We start from the raw sequence: 19,616 nt of genomic DNA, 5'->3' as shown, positions 1-19,616 counted from the left end.
CGGCTCAGGCGGACGACTCCTTCGGCCGGCGCACCGACCAGAGCAGGGTGCCGTCGATCAGGACGTTGCAGCCGAGGAACGCCAGCAGGTAGGCGGAGGAGTCGGCCTCGCCGGGGAGCTTGGGGGCGACCCGCCCGGCCGGGTCCATCCGGACGGTGATCACCTGGCCGCGCTTGAACCGGGGGGAGCTCTCCGTGAGCGGGCCGCCCGGCACGTCGTCGTTCAGCTCCGTGGAGGCCAGGCTGTACGCCCGCCCGGTGCCGTGGAGGGCGTCGGTGACCTTCTCGTCGACGACCACGGCCTGCACGGTCCGCCCCGAACCCAGGATCAGGTTCGCCCAGGCCTCGGTACCGGCCAGGTAGGCGACGAAGCCGACGACGGAGATGCCCAGGCCCCAGGCGACCATGTTCTTCTGGAACCGGGGGTTGCTGTCGGCGTCGCGGCGCACGGCGAACGCGTACAGCACGATCAGCGGGTAGGCGAGCCCCACCACCGCGGCGAGGAACGAGTTGACGTAGACGTCCAGCGCGATGACGCCGACGAGCACCGCCGTGGTGACGGCGATGAGGGCCAGGGCCCCGCCGAGTCGGCGGGGCCCGCTCCGGGTGGTGCCCTGGTCGGGCTGGGTGATCGTCACCCGAAGGCCTTCCGGATGTTGTCCTGCCGCTCGGGCGGCAGGGCGTTCGACGTCTCGTTCAGCGGGGGGTAGAAGGAGATCCCGCTGATGGCGGCGCCCACCAGGACCGACCAGCCGTCCCAGTAGTCCAGGTGCTGGGTGGAGAAGACGACGGCGAGCACGTGGGGGCTCCACGGGTGCGCGAACAGGGCCTCCAGCTGGCGGACGGTGGTGATGCCCGATCCCGGCAGGCCGTAGGCCGTCCCGGAGACGGGCACGGCCAGGTCGCGGACGGTCACGGCGGCCCGGCCGAGCGGGAAGTCGAGGACCTCGATGTCGGCGTCCGGCCAGGCGGTCGCGAGCTCCCGGGCGACGCGCTGGGGGTAGCCGCCCGGGGCGCCCTGCTCCTGCTCGCGCAGGTAAAGGCTGAACACGCCCTGGACGATCTCGCCCTCCTCGGTCTGCACCAGGCAGTTGGAGACGTGCACCGCACCCTCGCGCAGCTGTGCCTGGAGGGCGAGCTCGGCGGAGACGGCGATGCCGAGCTTCTGCTCCGGACCGGCGTCGGTGAGCCCGTCGAGCCCGTCCACGATCCGGCTCATCCGGTCGCCCGGGTCCTCGGCCAGGTCGATGTCCGTGAACCCCTCGGGCAGGGAGAGCCAGACGGACGGCATGGTCGTATCAGTCATGTCCCACTCCCCAGACACCGGTGACGATCGCGCTGCCGCCGCCGAGCAGGGCGGGCAGGATCCGGCCCTTGCCGCTGCCGCCGATGGCGCCGCCGGCTCCGTTGAGCGCGGTGCCGCCGCCGGTGGTGTAGTTGATCGCGGCGCCCAGCCCCGGGCTCGGGCTGTCGGTGAAGAGGCCGGCCGCGGTGGGGGCCGTCAGCGCGACCCCGCTGGCCGCCTGCACGCCGTCGGAGACGTTCATCGCGGCGGCCTTGGAGAGCCCGAGCTTCATGGCGGGCTTCTCGATCGCGGTGGTGAAGATCGGGCTGGCCGGGTCCATCGCCCGGGCGGCGACGCGGATCTCCTTGGCGCCGGCGCTCACGGCCTTGGCCCCGCCCTCGGCGGCGCGGGCGCCCCGGAACGCGGTGACCCCGCCCTTGAGGAGGGCGCCTCCGGGCAGGGCCCCGAGGAGGTCGCCGGCCAGGGTGAGGTCGTTGCCGAGGTTGTCCCAACTGGTCGGCATCAGGCCCTTGATGCCGTACTGCTTGGCGTGCAGGCCCGCCGCGCCGACGCTCAGCAGGATGGCGGGCAGGGCGAACGCGGGGCAGAAGATGGCCGCGACGCCGCAGATGCCGGAGGCCACCGTCAGCAGGTCCCCGCCGTGCTTGCTGAACCAGTCGCCGATCTTGCTGAGCATGCCCGGCTCCGGCGGGGCCTTGCTGTCGGCGGCCTTGCGGACGGCCTCGGCCGTCTTCTGGGCGTCCGACTTGTGGGTCCCGGCGAGCTCGTGGGCCTGCTTCTGGAGGCCGGCCAGCTCGTTGGAGGCGCTGGTGAGCAGACCGGCGGCGGAGTCCAGGTGGTTCTTCGCCGTGTTGTAGCGCTGCTCCGCGGCGGCGAGGCTGGCGTCGTCGGGGTAGGAGCGGCCGGCCAGTTGGAGGTCGGGGGCGGCGGCCGCGGCGCTGTGGGCCTTGTCCGCCTCCTCCTTCTTCTTCTTGGCGGCGACCGCGGAGGCGGCCAACTCGGCGGCCTTGGGCTGGTGTTCGGTCAGCGCCTTGTACCAGACGTCGAGCGCCGTGTAGGCCGAGGTGATCGAGTCGGCGGCGTCCTGGAGGTAGCCGGGGAGCTTGCCGAACTGCTCGGAGAACTTCTTGGCGGCCTCACCCGTCCACTGGCCCTCGTTGTTGGAGATCTGGGAGAGCGTGGTGTGCACACCGCTCAGGTGCTGGCCGACCCGGCGCAGGCTGGTGCTGAGCGCGGTGACGGCGGCGGAGTCGCCGGGCGTGGGGTTGAAGCCGAGGCCGGACCAGTCGGGCGCCGGCGTGGGGGCGCTCACGACTGCCCCGCCGGGGCGAGGACCTTGACGATGCTCTGCTCGGTGCCGTCGTAGTTCTTCTGCACCTGCTCAAGGCCCTCGTCCAGGGCCTTGACGCACTCGCGGACCTTCTTCAGGCCGAACTGCCACTTGTCCTTGAAGTGCCCGCAGGCCTCGTCCAGGAAGTCGAAGCCGGTGCCGGTGTGGCCGGCCGCCTCGAAGGCCTTGAGGCCCTGGTCGAGTTCGTCGGCACAGCCTTTGAGGTCTTGGGCCAGTTTTGCGAGGAATTCGGTACTGACTTTGAAGTCGGACACTTTCGCCCCCCGATGCGTCGATTGTCGGACCGGGCGAGCATAGCTCCAGCCGACCGGGGAGAGATCGTCACGGTCGGAACCGGAGGCGGTCGTTACGGGACCTTTACGGGCCGTCGACGCCTTCTTGACGTCGGCGGCCCAGCTTCGAGGTGTATACGTACGGTCGGTCTCAGCGGCGCCAGAAGCCGCGCTTCTTCGGGGTGACGAGCCGCACCACGGCCGTGACGAACAGCTCGGCGACGGGGGAGGGCCCCGGGCCGTGGTTGAGGTGGCTCTCGGCGGTCCACTCGCCGAGGACGGTGCCGGGGCTGCCGTCGAAGGGGCTGAACGCGTGCTCCAGGGTCACGTAGCGGACGGTCCTGGCGCCGCCCGGCTGGACGGCGGCGACGAAGTGGGCCTCGGTGGCGCCGACCGGGGCGGGCAGGGTGACCAGCAGCATGTGGTGGCCGTCGACCGACAGGTGCCGGCAGTCGAGGCCGTGGTCGGGCAGGCGGTCCTCGGGCGGCAGGGTGCTGCCGAGGTCGTCCCAGATCTGGGTGACGACGGGCAGCAGGCTGCCGCCGTCCGGGGTCGGGGTGGCCACGCGCGGGCCGAACTCCAGCACCTGGCGGGCCAGCTCGCGGTGGACGAAGCGGTAGTGGTGTGGGCGGGGGTCCGTCATGGGGGACACCGTAGCGAAGCGTCCGGGGCGGGTCGTCGGCACATCCGACTTCCCGCCCCGGCAGGGGAGTTGACCAGCGAATTTAGAGTTGACGGACCGTCAGAAAGGGCGGCGGAAACGGCGTCAGGAGTGCCCGCCCCTGAGGTTGAGCACGACCACCCCGACGATCACCAGCGCGATCCCCAGCCACTGGAGCCGCCCGAGCGACTCGCCGAAGGCGACCACCCCGATCCCGGCGACCGCCGCGGTGCCGGCCCCGGACCAGACCGCGTAGGCGACCGAGACCGGTATGTGCTTGAGCGCGCGGCCGAGCAGCAGGAAGGAGAGCGCGTAGCCGACACCGACGCCGAGGCTCGGCCAGAGCCGGGTGAACCCCTCGGTGAGCTTGAGGCAGCTGGTGGCGCAGACCTCGCTGATGATGGCCAGGGCGAGCAGGAGATAGGGCATGTCAGGGTCGAACCGCGTCGGCGCCGGCGAGCTTCCCGAGCAGGGCGAGGTCGGCCTGCTCCAGGCTGGCGAGCAGGGTGATCCGCTCGCCCCGCGGCATCGGCACCGGGGTGGACGGCACGGCGAGCACGGCGCAGCCGGCCGCGGTGGCGGAGGCGACCCCGGTCGGGGTGTCCTCGACGGCGAGGCAGTCGGTCGGGTCCAGGCCGAGCCGTTCGGCGGCGGCGAGGTACGGGTCGGGCGCGGGCTTGGTGCGCGGGGTGTCCTCGGCGGCCAGGGTGACGGCGAACCAGTCCCGGCCGATGGCGGACAGCACCAGGTCCACCACCCGGCGCGGGGAGGCGGAGACCAGCGCGGTCGGCACCCCCGCGTCGCGCAGCGCGGCCAGCAGGGCGAGTGCGCCGGGGCGCGGCACCGTCTCGGCGGCGACCTTGGCGGCGAAGGACTCGCCGAGCCGGGCGGCGAGTTCGGCCTCACTGAGGGCGGTGCCGCTGACCGCGTGCAGGTGGGCGGCGGTGTGCTCGACGGCCTGGCCGAGCACCTCGGGGGCGTCCTGGTCGGTGAGCGGGTGGCGCAGTTCCTCGGCGATTTCGGCGGCGGTCTGCCACCACAGCTGCTCGGTGTCGACCAGGGTGCCGTCCATGTCGAACAGGACGGCGGCGGGCAGCGCGTTGGACGCGGGCATGGCGGTGTCAGGCATGGCGGTACCTTCGGTGGTTCTCCGGCGCTTCGTCGGCGCTTCTTCGGTGCTCCGCCGGTACGTCGTCGGGCGGAGCGGGGAGGTACGAGGCTCTCAGGCGGCGCGGCGGTCCACCAGCACCGGGCGCTCCGGCAGGGTGAGCGCGGCCCGGGCGCCGGCCGGCAGCGCGGCGGCGGCCTCGGTGGGCAGGTCGGCCTTGACCTCGGTGCCGTCGTCCAGGCGGACGGTGAGCCGGGTGACGGCGCCCAGGAAGGAGGCGGTGACCACCAGCGCGGGGCCGTCCTCGGCCGGGGTCAGGGCGACGTTCTCCGGGCGGACCAGCACCTGGAGCTCGCCGTCGGCCGGGACCGCGCCGTCCACCGCGTGCCGGCGGCCGAGCACCTCGACGCCGTCCGAGGTGCGGGTGCACGGGATGCGGCTCATGGTGCCGACGAACTCGGCGACGAAGGCGGTGGCCGGCCGGCCGTACAGCTCGGACGGGGCGGCGCACTGCTCCAGCCGTCCGGCCCGCAGCACCGCGACCCGGTCGGCCATCGACAGCGCCTCCTCCTGGTCGTGGGTGACGAACAGGGTGGTGATGCCCAGCTCCTGCTGGAGGCGGCGGATCTCCTCGCGCAGCTGGAGGCGGACCTTGGCGTCCAGCGCGGACAGGGGCTCGTCCAGCAGCAGGACGCGCGGCTGGAGGGCGAGCGCGCGGGCGAGCGCGATGCGCTGCTGCTGGCCGCCGGACATCTGGTGCGGGTAGTGGTCGGCGCGGTGCGGCAGGCCGACCAGCTCCAGCAGCTCCAGGGCCCGCTTGCGGCGCTCGGCCTTGCCGGTGCCGCGCATCCGCAGCCCGAAGGCGACGTTGTCCAGCGCGGTCAGGTGCGGGAAGAGGCTGTAGGACTGGAACACCATGCCCGCGTCGCGCTTGTGCGCGGGGATCGCGGTGATGTCCTGGCCGTCGACCAGCACCTCGCCGGAGTCGTGCTGCTCGAAGCCGGCCAGGATGCGCAGCGCGGTGGTCTTGCCGCAGCCGGACGGGCCGAGCAGGGCGAGCAGCTCGCCCGGGCGGACGGTCAGGTCCAGGCCGTCGAGGGCGGTGGTGGCGCCGAACGCGCGGCGCAGGGAACGGAATTCGACGGTGGCGCTGCCGGAGGCGAGCGGGGCGTCGGCGGCGATGGCGGTGGCCGTGGTCATGACTGGTGACTCCGGGGGGTTTCAGGAGGTGGCGGTCTTGGCGCGGCGCTCGCGCCCGGCGGTGGCCAGCAGGAGCAGCAGCAGCCAGGTGAGCAGCAGGCTCAGGATGGAGACCGCGACCGACATGTGGGCCTGGCTGTTGCCGACCGAGTAGATCCAGACGGGGAAGGGCTGGAAGCCGAGGATCGAGGCGGTGGTGAACTCGCCGAGCACCAGGGCCAGGGTGAGGAAGGAGGCGTTCAGCAGCGCCCCGCGCAGGTTGGGCAGGACGACGGTGAACACCGCGCGCGGCCAGCTCGCGCCGCAGTTGCGGGCGGCCTCGACCAGGGTGCGCACGTCCATCGAGCGCAGGCCGGCGTCCAGGGCGCGGTAGGCGAGCGGCAGGGCCATCAGCACGTAGGCGATGACCAGCACCAGCGGGAAGTCCGGGTCCTGGATGAACACGAAGGTCTGGAAGAACGGGGTGTCCATCAGGTAGTCCGGGCCCCAGCGGAGCACGCCGATCAGGCCGGCGGTCAGCGCGACCGGCGGGACGACCAGCGGCAGGGTGCAGAGCACGTCGAGCACCGGGCGCAGCTTCGGCGAGCCGAGCCGCACGGAGATCAGCGCCGGGACGAGCAGGAGCAGCAGCACCACGACGGTCACGACGGCGAGGCCGAGGGTCAGCCAGAGGCTGTCCAGGAAGCCGGGGGCGGAGAGCAGCCCGGTGTAGGCCGCGAAGGAGATGCCCTGGGGGTCGTCGATCGAGAACCAGAAGGAGGCCGCGAGCGGGACGACGAAGTAGACGCCGGCGAGCAGCAGCACGGCTCCGCGCCACCAGCGGACGGTGCGTCGGCCGGGGCGGGCGGGGGTGGTCAGCTGAGCCATCGGGCGCTCCGGCGCTGGAGGGGGAGGTACACGGCCATCACCAGGACGGCCACGAAGATCATGTTGAGGCTGAGGGCGAGGGCGAGGTTGCCCTGGCCGACCAGCACGTTGCCGGAGAGCGCGTCCGCGATCGAGCGGCTGACCAGCGGGACGGTCGCGCCGACCATGGCGGCGGCCGTCGCGTAGGCGGCGAAGGCGCTGCCGAAGAGCAGCACGAAGCCGCCGAGCAGGGAGGGCAGCAGGATCGGCAGGGCGACGTGGAGCCAGTACTGGACGGTGGTGGCCCGGTTGTTCTGGGCCGCCTCGCGCCACTGGGTCCGCAGGCCGTCCAGGGCCGGGGTGATGGTGAGCACCATCAGCGGGACGAGGAAGTACAGGTAGACGACGGTTAGGCCGGTGAACGAGTACAGCGACCAGCCGTGGTCGGTGAGGTGCAGCAGCTTGGTGATCTCGCCGGCGTTGCCGAGGGTGGCGACGAACGCGAAGGCGAGCGGCAGGCCGCCGAAGTTGGCGAGCACGCCGGAGGCGGTGAGCACCGCCTGGCGCAGCCAGCCGCGCCGGGAGGTGACGACGGCCTGGGCGAGCGGCAGGCCGAGGACGGTGGCGAGCAGCGCGGTCAGCGCGGAGAGCTTGAGGCTGCTCAGCATGGCCGTCTGGTAGCCGCCCTGGACGGAGGCCGTCAGGTTGTCGAAGGTGAACTGCCCGGCACCGGACTCCGCGTCGCTGGAGGTGGTGAACGCGCCGATCACGATGGCGACGGCGGGAAGGCCGAAGCCGATCAGGAAGAACAGCAGCAGCGGCACGGCCGCCAGCCAGGACGCGCCGCCGAGGCGGGCGAGCGGCCGGCGCCGCGGGCCGGGCGCGGTGGTGGTGGGGGAGGTGGTCGTGGCGGTGGCGGACGCCCCCGCGCCGCCACCGGGGGAGGTGGCGGCGGGGGTGGTCGGCACCGGGGTGGGAGCCGTGGTCATGAGTGCCTTTTCTCAGCCCGAAGTGCGGTACGTGGCCTGGGTGTCAGCCCGCGATCGCCTTGGTCCAGTTCTCGGTGACGACCTTCTTGGCCGCGTTGATCTGGTCGACGGTCGGGAAGGTGGTGAACGGCTTCTCGACGGCGGGCAGCTTGGCGGCGCCGGCGGCGTCCAGGGTGCCGTCCTTCTTCAGGGCCTCGAAGGTGGACGGGGTGGCGTAGCCGCCGAGGAAGAGGTTCTGGCCCTCGGTGCTGAACAGGTACTCCTGCCACAGGCGGGCGGCCGCCGGGTGCGGGGCCCACTTGTTGACGGCCTGGTTGTAGAACTGGGCGTAGGAGCCGTCGGTCGGGATGGAGACCTTCCAGTCGACGCCCTTGTCCTTGAACTCGTCGGTGTAGCCGGCGTTCAGGTAGGACCAGTCGATCGAGATCGGGGTCTCGCCCTTCTCGACGGTGGCCGGGGTCGACTCGACCGGGTTGAAGTTGCCGGACTGCTTCAGCTTGCCGAAGAAGTCGATGCCGGGCTGGATGTTGTCCAGCGAACCGCCGTTGGCGAGCGCGGCCGCGTAGACGCCGCCGAAGGCGGAGCCGGACTTGGTCGGGTTGCCGTTGAGGGCGACCTGGCCCTTGTACTCCGGCTTGAGCAGGTCGGCGAAGGTCTTCGGGCAGTTGGCGATCTTCTTGGCGTCGCAGCCGATGGAGACGTAGCCGCCGTAGTCGTTGACGGCGGCGCCGTTCGCGTCCTTCATGGTGTCCGGCACCTTGTCGAAGGTGGCGACCTTGTAGGGGGCGAGGATGCCGTCCTTGACCGCCTGGAGGGCGAAGGCGCTGCCCAGGTCGACCACGTCGGGGGCGCGGTCCTGGCCCTTGCGGGAGTTGATCGCGTTGATCTCGTCCTGGCTGGAGCCGTCCGGGTTCTCCTCCTCGACCTCGATGCCGTACTTGGCCTTGAAGCTGTCGATGATCTTGCCGTAGTTCGCCCAGTCCCGGGGCAGCGTGATGACGTGCAGCTTGCCCTCCTTCTTGGCGGCGGCGATCAGGCCGTCCATGCCGCCGAAGTCGGCGGCGGAGGTGGCCGTCTTGGCGTCCTTGGCGCCGCCCTGGGCGGCGTCGCCGGACTTGGCGCTCGAACCGGCGGAGCCGCAGGCGGTGAGGGAGAGCGCGGCGGCGGTCAGGACGGCCGCGAAGGCGGCGGCGCGGGCGCGGTGCACGGTCACGGGGAAGTCTCCTGTTAAGGGGCGTACTGCGAGGGGCGCTCGCGGGGGGTTCCGCGGGCTGGCGTCTCGCGAAGGCTCGCGAAGGCCTGGGACGGCCTGCGAAGGTTCGTGAAGCCTTGCGAAGGTTCGCGAGGCCTTGCGGAGGGCGGCGGGCCGACCGGGGTGAGCGATCGATCGACGTCGTCCGAGTTGACTAGCCAACTTCGCTGACGGCAGTAAGTACGCCGGAGTCCGGTGACGGGAAGGTGAACGGACGGCCCAGCGCCGGGGTCGGGTGCGGGAACGGTGGAATCCGGCCATCGGAGCGTGATCCGTTCGGTGCGATGCTTCGAAGGCGCAGCGGAGTAAGGTCGGGCTGTCCGCGCCGGTACGGCTGCGCAGGACACCGCCCCAGGAGGGACATTGACTGACGTGGCAACTGAGCCCCAGCGCCCCGAGGGCCCCCCGGCCGCGGACGGGAGCCCGGCGGCCGGAGCCCCCTCGGCGGCCGGGGAACCCCCGGCGGAGCGCCCCGGCGCGCTGTACCGGAAGGTGGCCGCTGACCTGCGCGAGGCGATCACCACCGGCGCGTACGGCGAGGCCGGCCGGCTGCCCGCCGAGGGCGCGCTGGCCGAGCAGTACGGCGTCTCCCGCGGCACCGTCCGCCAGGCGCTCGCGGTGCTGCGCTCCGACGGACTGGTCACCTCCCGCCGCGGCACCCGCCGGGTGGTCCTCGGCGGCGCCCGGGTGCAGAGCTTCTCCGAACTGCTCAGCTTCACGCACTGGGCGTACTCGATGGGCGAGGAGCCCGGCGGCATCCTCGACTCGCTGGTGCGCCGCCCGGCCGACGCCGCCGAGCGCGAGCAACTGCGCCTGGAGCAGGGCGCCGAGGTGTACGTCATCGTCCGGCTGCGGACGCTGTCCGGCACGCCGGTGATGGTCGAGCGCACCGTCTACCCGCCGCGGGTCGGCGAGATCGTCGCCGAACTGCCCCCGGACGTGGTCTCGCACACCGAAGTGCTGCGCGAGCACGGCATCCTGTTCACCGACGCCGACCACACCATCGACATCGTCCCGGCCAACGGTGAGGACGCCCGGCTGCTCGGCTGCCGCCGGGGCGGTCCGCTGCTGCGCGAGCGGCGCCGCACGACCGACCCGACGGGCACGCCGGTGGAGTGGTCCCAGGACCGCTACCTGCCCGGGACGGTGGCGTTCAGCGTGCACAACTCCCTGGCCACGTCGGCGCTTTCGCGGCACGCTCGGGAGCTGGACTGAGCCCCGCCGACTACCGCATGAGCGCGGCGAGCAGCGGGCGGTAGTGCGCGAAGCCGGGCGTCGGGGCGCCGGCCTCCTTCGCCTGCTCGTCCCAGCGCCGCACCGCCACCGCGTCCCGCGCGCCCGGGAGTTCGGCGAAGGCGGCGGCCTGCTGCTCGTCCATCGGGCCGCCCTGGACGGTCAGGGTGTACTCGGAGGCCGCGGAGAGCTTCTCCCGGTAGCCGGGCTCGACCGCGCACAGGTAGCGCTTGGCGGCCACGTGCAGCCGGACCGGCTCGGTGACCTCCGGGCCGAACCAGCCCGCCAGCCAGTCGGCCCCGGAGTCGCTGTGGCGGTTGTCCTGACCCTTCATCAGATCCGTTCCGTGCAGGGCACCGTGGAAGTGGCCGACGTCGTGCAGCAGCGCGGCGGCGACCAGGTGGTCGGGCGCCCCGGCCGCCTCGGCGGCAGCGGCGGCCTGGAGCATGTGCTCGGCCATGGTGACCTCCTCGCCCAGGTACTCCGCGGCGCCCTCGCCGGCGAACAGCGCGGCGATCGTGTCCAGGGCGGCGGCCCGGCGGCGCAGCACGGCGAGGGTGGAGGAGAGCGAGTCGAGGTCGGCGTAGCAGCCCTGGAGGTGCCGGTGGCCGTCCTGCTGGAAGGCCGTCCTGGCGTGCAGCAGGCGGGTGTTGTCGAAGACCAGGCAGTCGCCGGGGCCGAGGCGGAAGGTGAGCTGGAGCTCGGGGCGCAGGGTGATCTCGGCGAAGCGGCGGTAGGCGGCGTAGAAGGCGTCCAGGCCCGATCCGCGCAGGGTGCCGGTCGAGCGGTTGTTGAACCGGACCTCGCGGATCCGCCCCTTCGGGTCCAGGTCGATCGGCGGGCGGTCGGCCCGGAGCTCGGTGCGGCGGTCGCGGAAGACGAACGGGACGGGCGTGCGGGTGAGGACCTCGAAGGCCTCCGGCGCCTCCTCCCGGAGGACCGCCGCGGCCTTGAAGCCGTCCACCAGTCCGGAGTCGCCGCCGGTCGCCGAGTTCTCCAGGCAGTGCAGCAGCTGGAGGGTCGGCACCGGGTCCCGGTACGGGTTGTCGGTGTGCGGGGCGATGGCGACGCTGGTGAAGGCGAGGTTGTTGGGGGACGGTTCGACCCGGACGTCGAACAGCTCCCCGTAGTTGGTGACCCGCACGTACCCGAAGCTCTCCGCCACCCGCAGCACCTGCCGCTCGACGGTCGGCACCCCGCGCAGCACGGCGAAGCCGCTGTCCCGGACGGCGGCCAGCACCGCGGCCTGCTCGGCCGGGTCGGTCAGGTAGGCCTCCCACGACGCCCCGGGGAGGCCGGGCGCGAAGTCCGCCGCCGTCCAGAGCCGCTTGCCCCGCTCGGTGCGCCCGTCGCCCTCGTCCGTCCCGTCGAGCCACTCCCGCGGGTACCGCGACCGGTGCCCGTCCGACCAGAGCACCTCCAGGTGCCCGTCGGCCTCCGTGCTCGCGGCGACCGCCAGGTCCGGCGGCAGCTCGTGGATCTGGAACAGCTTCTGTCCGTTGCGCGGGTCCCGGCACTCGGCGCACGGGCAGTTGTCGCGCAGCCAGTACGGCGGCAGCTCGGTCATCGGTCTTCTCCTCGGCGGCACTACGGCTGTCGTGTCGGCTGAAGTTGTATAGCCAACTTCAGCCCTGCCGGGAGCCTGCCCGCCCTCGGTGAGTTCCACGTGCCGAGCGGATGAACGCCACGGGAACTGTGCCCGGTGGGCCGTCCCGGCGGGCTGTTCGGGTGAGGGGGTGCGGGGCGCCGCGCGTTTCGGTGGGGGAGGGGTGGGGGCTGCGGCACTGTCGGGGTGGATTTGTCCCGATATATGAGAGGTGCGAGCAATGGCCCATTCCTCCTCCAATCCGCCCGGCTCGGGGCACACCGCGCTGCGGCGCGAGGTCGGCGTCATCGGACTGCTCTGGGCCTCGGTCGGGGCGATCATCGGCTCCGGCTGGCTGTTCGGGGCGCAGAAGGCGGCGGTGGCGGCCGGGCCGGCGGCGCTGGTGTCCTGGGGCGTCGGCGCGGTGGCGATCATCCTGCTGGCGCTGGTGCACGCCGAACTGGGCGGGCTGTTCCCGGTGGCGGGCGGCACGGCGCGCTACCCGCACTACGCCTTCGGCGGGTTCGCCGGGATGTCCTTCGGCTGGTTCACCTGGCTGCAGGCCGCGACCATCGCGCCGATCGAGGTGCAGGCGATGATCAACTACGCCCAGCACTGGAGCTGGGCGGACGGCCTGCTGAACAAGGACCTGACGCTGACCGGCTGGGGGTTCGTCGTCGCGGCCCTGCTGCTCGGGGTCTTCGTCGCGGTCAACTTCCTCGGCGTGCGGCTGCTCGCGCACACCAACAGCGCGGCCACCGTGTGGAAGGTCGCCATCCCGGTGCTGACCATCATCACGCTCGGCTTCACCGAGTTCCACGGCTCCAACTTCACCGTCCACGGCTTCGCCCCGGACGGGGCCAAGGGCGTGCTCGCCGCGATCAGCAGCAGCGGGGTGATCTTCGCGCTGCTCGGCTTCGAGCAGGCCATCCAGTGGGCGGGCGAGAGCCGCAACCCGCGCCGGGACATCCCGCGCGCCGTGCTCGGCTCGGTGGTGATCGGTACGGTCGTCTACGTGATGCTGCAGGTGGTGTTCATCGGCGCGCTGCCGCCGGAGACCTTCGCCAAGGGCTGGACCACGCTCGACTACCCCGGGATCAGCGGACCGTTCGCCGGCCTGGCGACCCTGATCGGCCTGGGCTGGCTGGCCACCGTGCTGTTCATCGACGCGGTCGTCTCACCGGCCGGCACCGGGCTGGTCTACATCACCTCCAGCTCCCGGGTCACCTACGGCCTGAGCCGCAACGGCTACGCCCCGCAGGCGCTGCAGTCCACCGACAAGCGCGCGGTGCCCTGGCTCGGCCTGCTCATCGCCTGGGTGGCCGGGGTGATCTGCTTCCTGCCCTTCCCGAGCTGGCAGCGGCTGGTCGGCTTCATCACCTCGGCGGTGGTGCTGATGTACGCGGGTGCCCCGCTGGCCTTCGGGGTGCTGCGCAAGCGGCTGCCGGGGATGGAGCGCTCGTACCACCTGCCCGGCGGCTCGGTGGTCTCGCCGCTGGCCTTCGTGGTGGCGAGCCTGGTCATCTACTGGTCCGGCTGGGACACCCTGTGGCGGCTCGGCCTGGCGATCGTGATCGGCTACCTGCTGCTCGGCGGGTACTCCTGGTACGCGCGCTCGAAGGGGATGCCGAACGCGCCCCGGATGGACTTCCGGGCCGGGCAGTGGCTGCCGGTCTACCTGCTCGGCATGGGCGTGGTCTCCTGGCAGGGCACCTTCGGCGCGGGTGCGCAGGGGAACCTGCCGCTGTGGTGGGACATCGCCGTCGTGGTGGTGTTCTCGCTGGTCGTCTACTACTGGGCGCTGGCGATCGCGCTGCCGGCGGAGGAGATCGAGCGGAACATCCGCGGCGTCGAGGTGGTGGACGTCAACGGGCACTGACGGCCGGGTGCGGCGGCGGCCCCGGGGGTTGCTCCCGGGGCCGCCGCCGTGCGTGCGTCGGGCCGCGACGGCCGCTGTGCGTGCGTCGGGCCGCGACGGTCGCTGTGCGCGCGTCAGGCCGCGACGGTCGCGTTCCAGGCGGCCTCGGCGGCGGCCAGGGCGGGCGCCGGGTCGGCCGAGGTGGCGGCGGCGAGGCCGGTGAGGCAGGCGCGGACGGTGTCCAGCGAGGCGGCCCGCCCGTAGTGGTTGACCCGCAGCATCGAACCGGCCAGCGCGCCGCCGCCCGGCTGGACCGGCAGGGCCGGGTCGAGGCGGGCGGCGAGGGCGGTCGCGTCGACGCCGTCCGGGGTGCGCAGGGTGGTGGCGACCGGGGCCGCGTGGGCGTCCTCGACGACGTACGGGGCCAGGGTGCCGAGCGCGCGGACGCCGGCCCGGGTGGCGGCCGAGGCGGCGCGGTGCCGGGCGATCACGGCGGGCAGGCCGTCGGCGGCGATCCGGTCCAGGCAGGCGCCGAGCGCGAGCATCTCCAACTGGGCCGGGGCGTGCGGCAGTACGGCGCGGCCGGCGTCGGTCCAGCGCTCCTTCCAGTCCAGCAGCGAGAGGTAGGAGCGGCGCGGGGCGGCCGGGTTGGCGGCGATCCGCGCCCAGGCGCGCTCGGAGACGGACACGGCGGAGACGCCGGCCGGGCCGCCCATCGCCTTCTGGCCGCCGATGACGCACAGGTCGACGCCCCACTCGTCGGTGAGCACGGGCTCGGCGGCGACGGAGGCCACCGCGTCGAGCATCAGCAGCGCGCCGTGCTCGCGGACCACGGCGCCGATCTCGGCGACCGGGTTGGTGTTGCCGGTGGCGGCCTCGGCGTGCACCAGGGAGACGAAGTCGATCTCCGGGTTCGCCTCCAGGGCCGCGGCGACCTGCTCGGCGCTCACCGCGCTGTCGAAGGGCACGGCCAGGTCGACGACCTTCGCCCCGCAGGAGCGCAGCCAGTTGCCGAAGGTCTGCCCGTACGGGCCGGTGACGACGTTGAGGGCGGTCGAGCCGGGGTGCGCGGCGCCGCGGATCGCGGCCTCCAGGGGGAGCAGCGCCTCGCCCTGGGTGACGATCACGTCGGCCCCGGTGTGCAGCAGGGCGGCCACCTGGTCCTCGATCGCCGCGAACTCGGCGGCGCTGAGCGGGGGCAGGTCGAGGAAGGGGCTCACGTCGGTATCGCCTTTCGCGGGGTTTCGCGGGAGTCGCGCGGGGGCCGCGCGGGGGCCGCGCGGGGGTCGTGCGGGGTGGGGGTGCGGAAACGAGTCTGCCGCATTGTGACTGCTTACACGGAACCCGCCCGTCGGTAGAGTGCGGCCATGAGCGATGGCGCGGTGCTGCACGTGCGGGGTCGGGTGCTGGTCGGTCCGCAGGACGTCCGGGACGAACTCTGGGTGGTGGACGGCCGGGTGAGCTTCACCCGCCCGCCGACCGCCGGGGACGTCCGGACGGTGACCGGCTGGGTGCTGCCCGGCCTGGTGGACGCGCACTGCCACGTCGGCCTGGACGCGCACGGCGCGGTGGACGCCGAGACCAGCGAGAAGCAGGCGCTCACCGACCGGGACGCCGGCACCCTGCTGATCCGCGACGCCGGCTCGGCCGCCGACACCCGGTGGATCGACGACCGCGAGGACCTGCCCCGGATCATCCGGGCCGGGCGGCACATCGCCCGCACCCGCCGCTACATCCGCAACTACGCGCACGAGATCGAGCCCGGCGACCTGGCCGCCTACGTCCGGGCCGAGGCCCGGCGCGGGGACGGCTGGGTGAAGCTGGTCGGCGACTGGATCGACCGCGACCGCGGCGACCTCGCCGCCTGCTGGCCCGGCGACGCGCTGGCCGAGGCGATCGCGGCGGCGCACGAGGAGGGCGCCCGGGTCACCGCGCACTGCTTCTCCGCCGAGTCGCTGCCGGACCTGCTGGCGGCCGGGATCGACTGCGTCGAGCACGCCACCGGCCTGACCGAGGAGCTGATCCCGGTCTTCGCCGAGCGCGGGGTGGCGATCGTGCCGACCCTGGTCAACATCGCGACCTTCCCGGGCCTCGCGGCCGGCGGCGAGGCCAAGTTCCCTGCCTGGTCGGCGCACATGCGCCGGCTGCACGAGCGCCGGTACGCCACGGTGGGCGCCGCGCACGACGCGGGCATCCCGGTGTTCGTCGGCACCGACGCGGGCGGCTCGCTGGCGCACGGGCTGGTCGCGGAGGAGGTGGCGGAGCTGGTGAAGGCGGGGCTGAGCCCGGCCGAGGCGCTGTCGGCGGCGAGCTGGGGAGCGCGCGCGTGGCTGGGGCGGCCGGGGCTGGAGGAGGGCGCGTCGGCGGACTTCGTGGTGTACGCGCAGGACCCGCGGGCGGACGTCCGGGTGCTCGCGGACCCGCGGCTGGTGGTGCTGCGGGGGCGGCCGGTCGGGTAGTCGCGCCGGGGTTCCGCCGCGGGGCCGGGGAGGGTGCCCGGGCGGGGGTGCTGCCGTCCCCGGGCCGGCCCGCCGCCGGGGTTCCGCCGGCCTGCCGGGCCCTCTCGATCACATGATCATCCGCTGAAAGCCGTGTCGGTGTAGGCCGATAGGGTGGCGACCATGGCACCGCGTCCACTGAACGAGATCGTCGAGCCCGGCTGGGCCACCGCCCTGGAACCCGTCGCCGGAAGGGTCGCCGCGATGGGCGACTTCCTGCGCTCCGAGCTGACCGCAGGCCGTACCTACCTGCCCTCCGGCCCGAACGTGCTGCGCGCCTTCCAGCAGCCCTTCGCCGACGTGCGGGTGCTGATCGTCGGGCAGGACCCGTACCCGACCCCCGGCCACGCCGTCGGGCTCAGCTTCTCGGTGGCGCCGGAGGTGCGGCCGATCCCGGCCAGCCTGATCAACATCTACCGGGAGTACGGCACCGACCTGGGCCTGCCGGAGCCGTCCAACGGGGACCTCACCCCGTGGACGAACCAGGGCGTGCTGCTGCTCAACCGGGTGCTCACCGTCCAGCCGCGCAAGAGCGGCGGGCACCGGGGCAAGGGCTGGGAGGCGGTCACCGAGCAGGCGATCCGGGCGCTGGTGGCGCGCGGCGGCCCGCTGGTGGCGATCCTGTGGGGGAGCGACGCCCGCAACCTGCGGCCGCTGCTGGGCAACGTCCCGTCGGTGGAGTCGGTGCACCCCAGCCCGATGTCGGCCGACCGCGGCTTCTTCGGCTCGCGGCCGTTCAGCCGGGCCAACGAGCTGCTGGTGCGGCAGGGGGCGCAGCCGGTGGACTGGCGGCTGCCGTAGCAGAGATGGGTCAGCGCAGAACGCCAATCTCACTCCAACGGGTGAAATGACGTTCTGTGTTACTCATGTGACGGATTGTTCGAGAAGACTGGCGGCTCATCGTTTCATCTGTGTGGGGGTACCGCCTTGTCTTCTCGCCCGTCTTCGGCCTCGTCTTCGCGCCCGTCCGCTCGCCCGTCCTCTCGCCGAATCGTTTCCGCCGCCGCGGCCACCGCCGTGGTGGCGAGCTCACTGCTCACCGCCGCGCCCGTCCAGGCGGCCGAGCCCGCCCCGTCGTCGCCCGGTAAGGCGCGCGCCGTCACCGCCGAACTCGACCTGGACGTCAGCCTGTTGAACAAGGCGGTGGACGTCCCGGTGAACATCGCGCTGAACAAGGTGGAGTCGCCGGCGCAGCGCGACGGCTCGATCCTGACCGCCACGGTGGCCGGGGTGGACCAGACGGGCCCCGTCACCCTGGTCAAGGCGGACGTCGGCAAGTCGGTCACCCGCGTCGACGCCAAGGGCGCCACCGCCTCCGTCAAGCTGGTCAACGCCGACGTGCACGCCCCCGGCCTGCCCGCCACCGCGCTGCTCGGCCTGGAGGCGATGAGCGCCGAGGCCAGCTGCCCGGTGGACGGGCAGCCCACCGCCGACGTGGTCGCGCCGCTCAAGCTCAGCGTGCTCGGCAAGCCGGTCACCGTCGGCCTGTACGGGCCGACCAAGGTGGACGTGCCGCTAGTCGGCAGCGTCTCGGTGGAGTTCTCCAAGAAGACCGTCACCACGACCACCGCCGCCGCCTCCGCCCTGGAGGTGCAGGTGGAGGTGAACCCGCTCAACCTGAACGTCGCCAAGGTCACCGGGAAGGTCACCGTCGCCTCGGTGAGCTGCGAGAAGCCCTCCGGGCCGGCGGCCACCCCGTCCGGCCCGGCCACCCAGAGTGCCGCGCCCACCAGCGCGCCCGCCGTCGAGCCGGTCGCCGACACCACCGCCTCGCGCACCCCCGTTCCGCAGGCCGCGGTGGAGAAGCCGGAGAAGTCGGAGAAGCTGGCCGCCACCGGCGGCAGCAGCGCCACCGGCCCGCTGGCCGCGGGGGCCGCCGCCCTGGTCGCGGGCGGGGCGGCCGCGCTGTGGGCCACCCGGCGCCGTCGCGCCGCGCACGCCCGCCGGCACTGACCGCCCGCCGGCGCTGACCGTCCGCCGGTACCGACCGTGTGGCTCCGCTGACCACGGGGTGGCGCTGATCACGCGTCGTCACTGAACGCACCGGTGTAGTCACTCATGGCACCCGGAATGGCGGGAGTGTCGCCCCCGGCACTCCCGCACCGTGACCGTGCCAATGCGGACGGTTGGTTCACCTGCGCGTTACACAAGAGGAACAACCGGGAAACGGCGGCTTGCGACGCTACGCGGGCACCCACCACCCAGCAATGCGAGGGACACGCAGTGGCAATCAAGGCCGAGTACATCTGGATCGACGGCACCAAGCCGACCGCGAAGCTCCGTTCCAAGACTCGCGTCCTGCCCAACGCCGACAAGATCCCGACCTGGGGCTTCGACGGTTCCTCGACCAACCAGGCCGAGGGCCACGCCTCGGACCGCGTGCTGGACCCGGTGCGGGTGACGCCGGACCCGATCCGCGGCGGCGACAACATCCTGGTCCTCTGCGAGGTCCTGGAGACGGACGGCACCCCGCACGTCTCCAACACCCGCGCCCTGCTGCGCGAGGTCGCCGAGAAGTACGCCTCGCAGGAGTCGATCTTCGGCATCGAGCAGGAGTACACCTTCTTCAAGGGCTCCCGCCCGCTCGGCTTCCCGGAGGGCGGCTTCCCGGCCCCGCAGGGCGGTTACTACTGCGGCGTCGGCGCCGAGGAGGTCTTCGGCCGCGAGATCGTCGAGCTGCACCTGGACCGCTGCATCGACGCCGGCCTGGCCATCTGCGGCATCAACGCCGAGGTCATGCCCGGCCAGTGGGAGTTCCAGATCGGCCCGGTCGACGCGCTGACCGTCTCGGACGACATGTGGATCGCCCGCTACCTGCTGTACCGCACCGCCGAGGAGTTCGGCATCGACGCCACCCTCGACGCCAAGCCGGCCCGCGGTGACTGGAACGGTGCGGGCGCCCACACCAACTTCTCCACCAAGGCGATGCGCGAGGGCTACGACGCCATCATCACCGCCTGCGAGTCGCTCGGCACCTCGCAGGAGAAGGTGCTGGAGCACGTCAACCAGTACGGCCACGACATCCAGTCGCGCCTCACGGGCAAGCACGAGACCGCCCCGTGGAACGTCTACAGCTACGGCGTCTCCGACCGCGGCGCCTCGGTGCGCATCCCGTGGCAGGTCGAGGTGGACAAGAAGGGCTACATCGAGGACCGTCGCCCGAACGCCAACGTCGACCCCTACGTCGTCACCCGGCTCCTGATCAACACCTGCTGCGAGGCCCTGGAGAAGGCCGGCCAGGTCTGATCCGCCGCGTCTCCTGAGCAGTCCGCCGGGCCTCCCCTCCATGTGAGGGGAGGCCCGGCGGCGTTCCGGTCGGCTCCGCGAAATCGGCGGACCAGCCGTTGAACTCGGCCGAGCGGGGCTCCCGTTGCTACCGGAGAGGGCCCGACGGGCGGGCGCCGGGAAGCGCTCGCGCGCCGACCGGTCGCCGCCCGCGGCCCGAACCGTTCACTCAG

Annotated in this window: 19 protein-coding genes; 6 read left to right on the top strand and 13 right to left on the bottom strand. The window is 72.9% G+C overall.

Translation table 11 applies throughout. From position 1 onward, the window contains the following. Positions 1 to 4: 4 nt before the first annotated feature. From ACFY4B_RS21405 to ACFY4B_RS21355, 11 genes are all read right to left on the bottom strand, one after another. Positions 5 to 637 carry a hypothetical protein gene (locus ACFY4B_RS21405; protein ID WP_387825809.1) on the bottom strand — a complete coding sequence of 211 codons (633 nt, stop codon included), beginning with the start codon at positions 635 to 637 and terminating at the stop codon, positions 5 to 7. Beyond that, positions 634 to 1,305, bottom strand: coding sequence for a hypothetical protein (locus tag ACFY4B_RS21400; protein ID WP_375873261.1), 672 nt, complete (start codon positions 1,303 to 1,305; stop codon positions 634 to 636). Before ACFY4B_RS21400 ends, ACFY4B_RS21405 begins: the two co-directional genes overlap by 4 nt. Beyond that, on the bottom strand, positions 1,298 to 2,617 hold the full coding sequence (locus tag ACFY4B_RS21395; RefSeq protein WP_074001652.1) for a putative T7SS-secreted protein: 1,320 nt from the start codon (positions 2,615 to 2,617) through the stop codon (positions 1,298 to 1,300). Before ACFY4B_RS21395 ends, ACFY4B_RS21400 begins: the two co-directional genes overlap by 8 nt. Then, a complete protein-coding gene (locus tag ACFY4B_RS21390) occupies positions 2,614 to 2,910 on the bottom strand; it encodes a hypothetical protein (protein ID WP_049654274.1) in 297 nt (98 codons plus the stop codon). Before ACFY4B_RS21390 ends, ACFY4B_RS21395 begins: the two co-directional genes overlap by 4 nt. 169 nt (positions 2,911 to 3,079) lie before the next feature. Continuing rightward, positions 3,080 to 3,571 (bottom strand): hypothetical protein, encoded by a 492-nt coding sequence (locus tag ACFY4B_RS21385; RefSeq protein WP_074001651.1) that lies wholly within the window; start codon positions 3,569 to 3,571, stop codon positions 3,080 to 3,082. A gap of 123 nt (positions 3,572 to 3,694) precedes the next feature. After that, entirely contained in the window at positions 3,695 to 4,018 is a 324-nt protein-coding gene (locus tag ACFY4B_RS21380; RefSeq protein ID WP_117490004.1) for a multidrug efflux SMR transporter, read from the bottom strand. A gap of 1 nt (position 4,019) precedes the next feature. Continuing rightward, entirely contained in the window at positions 4,020 to 4,718 is a 699-nt protein-coding gene (locus ACFY4B_RS21375; RefSeq protein ID WP_387969869.1) for an HAD family hydrolase, read from the bottom strand. Positions 4,719 to 4,811: 93 nt separating this feature from the next. Further along, positions 4,812 to 5,897, bottom strand: a complete 1,086-nt coding sequence (locus ACFY4B_RS21370; RefSeq protein ID WP_380743482.1) for an ABC transporter ATP-binding protein — start codon at positions 5,895 to 5,897, stop codon at positions 4,812 to 4,814. A gap of 21 nt (positions 5,898 to 5,918) precedes the next feature. Then, on the bottom strand, positions 5,919 to 6,764 hold the full coding sequence (locus tag ACFY4B_RS21365; protein WP_049654281.1) for an ABC transporter permease: 846 nt from the start codon (positions 6,762 to 6,764) through the stop codon (positions 5,919 to 5,921). Beyond that, a complete protein-coding gene (locus ACFY4B_RS21360) occupies positions 6,752 to 7,732 on the bottom strand; it encodes an ABC transporter permease subunit (RefSeq protein WP_074001649.1) in 981 nt (326 codons plus the stop codon). The genes ACFY4B_RS21365 and ACFY4B_RS21360 overlap by 13 nt, the downstream gene beginning before the upstream one ends. Before the next feature lie 43 nt (positions 7,733 to 7,775). Further along, entirely contained in the window at positions 7,776 to 8,945 is a 1,170-nt protein-coding gene (locus tag ACFY4B_RS21355; RefSeq protein WP_117490008.1) for an ABC transporter substrate-binding protein, read from the bottom strand. A 411-nt stretch (positions 8,946 to 9,356) separates the two neighbouring features. Here ACFY4B_RS21355 and ACFY4B_RS21350 point away from each other — a divergent pair, with 411 nt between their 5' ends. Continuing rightward, positions 9,357 to 10,199: a GntR family transcriptional regulator gene (locus ACFY4B_RS21350; protein WP_234348617.1), complete on the top strand. Its 843-nt coding sequence runs from the start codon at positions 9,357 to 9,359 to the stop codon at positions 10,197 to 10,199. Between the two features lie 10 nt (positions 10,200 to 10,209). On the opposite strand, the gene ACFY4B_RS21345 is transcribed toward ACFY4B_RS21350, so the two are convergent. Further along, positions 10,210 to 11,784 (bottom strand): phosphonate degradation HD-domain oxygenase, encoded by a 1,575-nt coding sequence (locus ACFY4B_RS21345; protein WP_387969864.1) that lies wholly within the window; start codon positions 11,782 to 11,784, stop codon positions 10,210 to 10,212. Between the two features lie 259 nt (positions 11,785 to 12,043). Here ACFY4B_RS21345 and ACFY4B_RS21340 point away from each other — a divergent pair, with 259 nt between their 5' ends. Then, on the top strand, positions 12,044 to 13,681 hold the full coding sequence (locus ACFY4B_RS21340; RefSeq protein ID WP_387969862.1) for an APC family permease: 1,638 nt from the start codon (positions 12,044 to 12,046) through the stop codon (positions 13,679 to 13,681). Between the two features lie 113 nt (positions 13,682 to 13,794). On the opposite strand, the gene ACFY4B_RS21335 is transcribed toward ACFY4B_RS21340, so the two are convergent. Then, positions 13,795 to 14,880, bottom strand: a complete 1,086-nt coding sequence (locus ACFY4B_RS21335; RefSeq protein ID WP_117490014.1) for an alanine--glyoxylate aminotransferase family protein — start codon at positions 14,878 to 14,880, stop codon at positions 13,795 to 13,797. Positions 14,881 to 15,027: 147 nt separating this feature from the next. Between ACFY4B_RS21335 and ACFY4B_RS21330 the strand changes: the two genes are divergently transcribed. The 4 genes from ACFY4B_RS21330 (at position 15,028) to glnII (ending at position 19,404) form a co-directional block, all read left to right on the top strand. Beyond that, on the top strand, positions 15,028 to 16,119 hold the full coding sequence (locus ACFY4B_RS21330) for an amidohydrolase family protein (protein ID WP_387969859.1): 1,092 nt from the start codon (positions 15,028 to 15,030) through the stop codon (positions 16,117 to 16,119). Between the two features lie 162 nt (positions 16,120 to 16,281). Beyond that, a complete protein-coding gene (locus ACFY4B_RS21325) occupies positions 16,282 to 16,959 on the top strand; it encodes a uracil-DNA glycosylase (RefSeq protein WP_049659571.1) in 678 nt (225 codons plus the stop codon). 75 nt (positions 16,960 to 17,034) lie between these two features. Next, the gene (locus tag ACFY4B_RS21320) at positions 17,035 to 18,111 is read left to right on the top strand and encodes an SCO1860 family LAETG-anchored protein (RefSeq protein WP_387969856.1); all 1,077 of its coding nucleotides are present in this window, start codon (positions 17,035 to 17,037) and stop codon (positions 18,109 to 18,111) included. Between the two features lie 270 nt (positions 18,112 to 18,381). Further along, complete coding sequence (gene glnII / locus ACFY4B_RS21315; RefSeq protein WP_049656664.1) at positions 18,382 to 19,404, top strand: glutamine synthetase; 1,023 nt, start codon at positions 18,382 to 18,384, stop codon at positions 19,402 to 19,404. Positions 19,405 to 19,616 lie beyond the last annotated feature (212 nt).

Origin of the sequence: Kitasatospora sp. NPDC001261 (assembly GCF_042896795.1) — a bacterium.
Taxonomy (GTDB): domain Bacteria; phylum Actinomycetota; class Actinomycetes; order Streptomycetales; family Streptomycetaceae; genus Kitasatospora.
This window is presented reverse-complemented; position numbering and strand designations above follow the sequence as displayed.

What these genes read in the sequence shown, in the direction of transcription:
- ACFY4B_RS21375 (WP_387969869.1), bottom strand. Translation starts at nt 4,718, where the DNA reads ATGCCTGACACCGCCATGCCCGCGTCCAACGCGCTGCCCGCCGCCGTC.
- ACFY4B_RS21385 (WP_074001651.1), bottom strand. Translation starts at nt 3,571, where the DNA reads ATGACGGACCCCCGCCCACACCACTACCGCTTCGTCCACCGCGAGCTG.
- ACFY4B_RS21360 (WP_074001649.1), bottom strand. Translation starts at nt 7,732, where the DNA reads ATGACCACGGCTCCCACCCCGGTGCCGACCACCCCCGCCGCCACCTCC.
- ACFY4B_RS21345 (WP_387969864.1), bottom strand. Translation starts at nt 11,784, where the DNA reads ATGACCGAGCTGCCGCCGTACTGGCTGCGCGACAACTGCCCGTGCGCC.
- ACFY4B_RS21330 (WP_387969859.1), top strand. Translation starts at nt 15,028, where the DNA reads ATGAGCGATGGCGCGGTGCTGCACGTGCGGGGTCGGGTGCTGGTCGGT.
- ACFY4B_RS21340 (WP_387969862.1), top strand. Translation starts at nt 12,044, where the DNA reads ATGGCCCATTCCTCCTCCAATCCGCCCGGCTCGGGGCACACCGCGCTG.
- ACFY4B_RS21325 (WP_049659571.1), top strand. Translation starts at nt 16,282, where the DNA reads ATGGCACCGCGTCCACTGAACGAGATCGTCGAGCCCGGCTGGGCCACC.
- ACFY4B_RS21365 (WP_049654281.1), bottom strand. Translation starts at nt 6,764, where the DNA reads ATGGCTCAGCTGACCACCCCCGCCCGCCCCGGCCGACGCACCGTCCGC.
- ACFY4B_RS21380 (WP_117490004.1), bottom strand. Translation starts at nt 4,018, where the DNA reads ATGCCCTATCTCCTGCTCGCCCTGGCCATCATCAGCGAGGTCTGCGCC.
- ACFY4B_RS21370 (WP_380743482.1), bottom strand. Translation starts at nt 5,897, where the DNA reads ATGACCACGGCCACCGCCATCGCCGCCGACGCCCCGCTCGCCTCCGGC.
- ACFY4B_RS21400 (WP_375873261.1), bottom strand. Translation starts at nt 1,305, where the DNA reads ATGACTGATACGACCATGCCGTCCGTCTGGCTCTCCCTGCCCGAGGGG.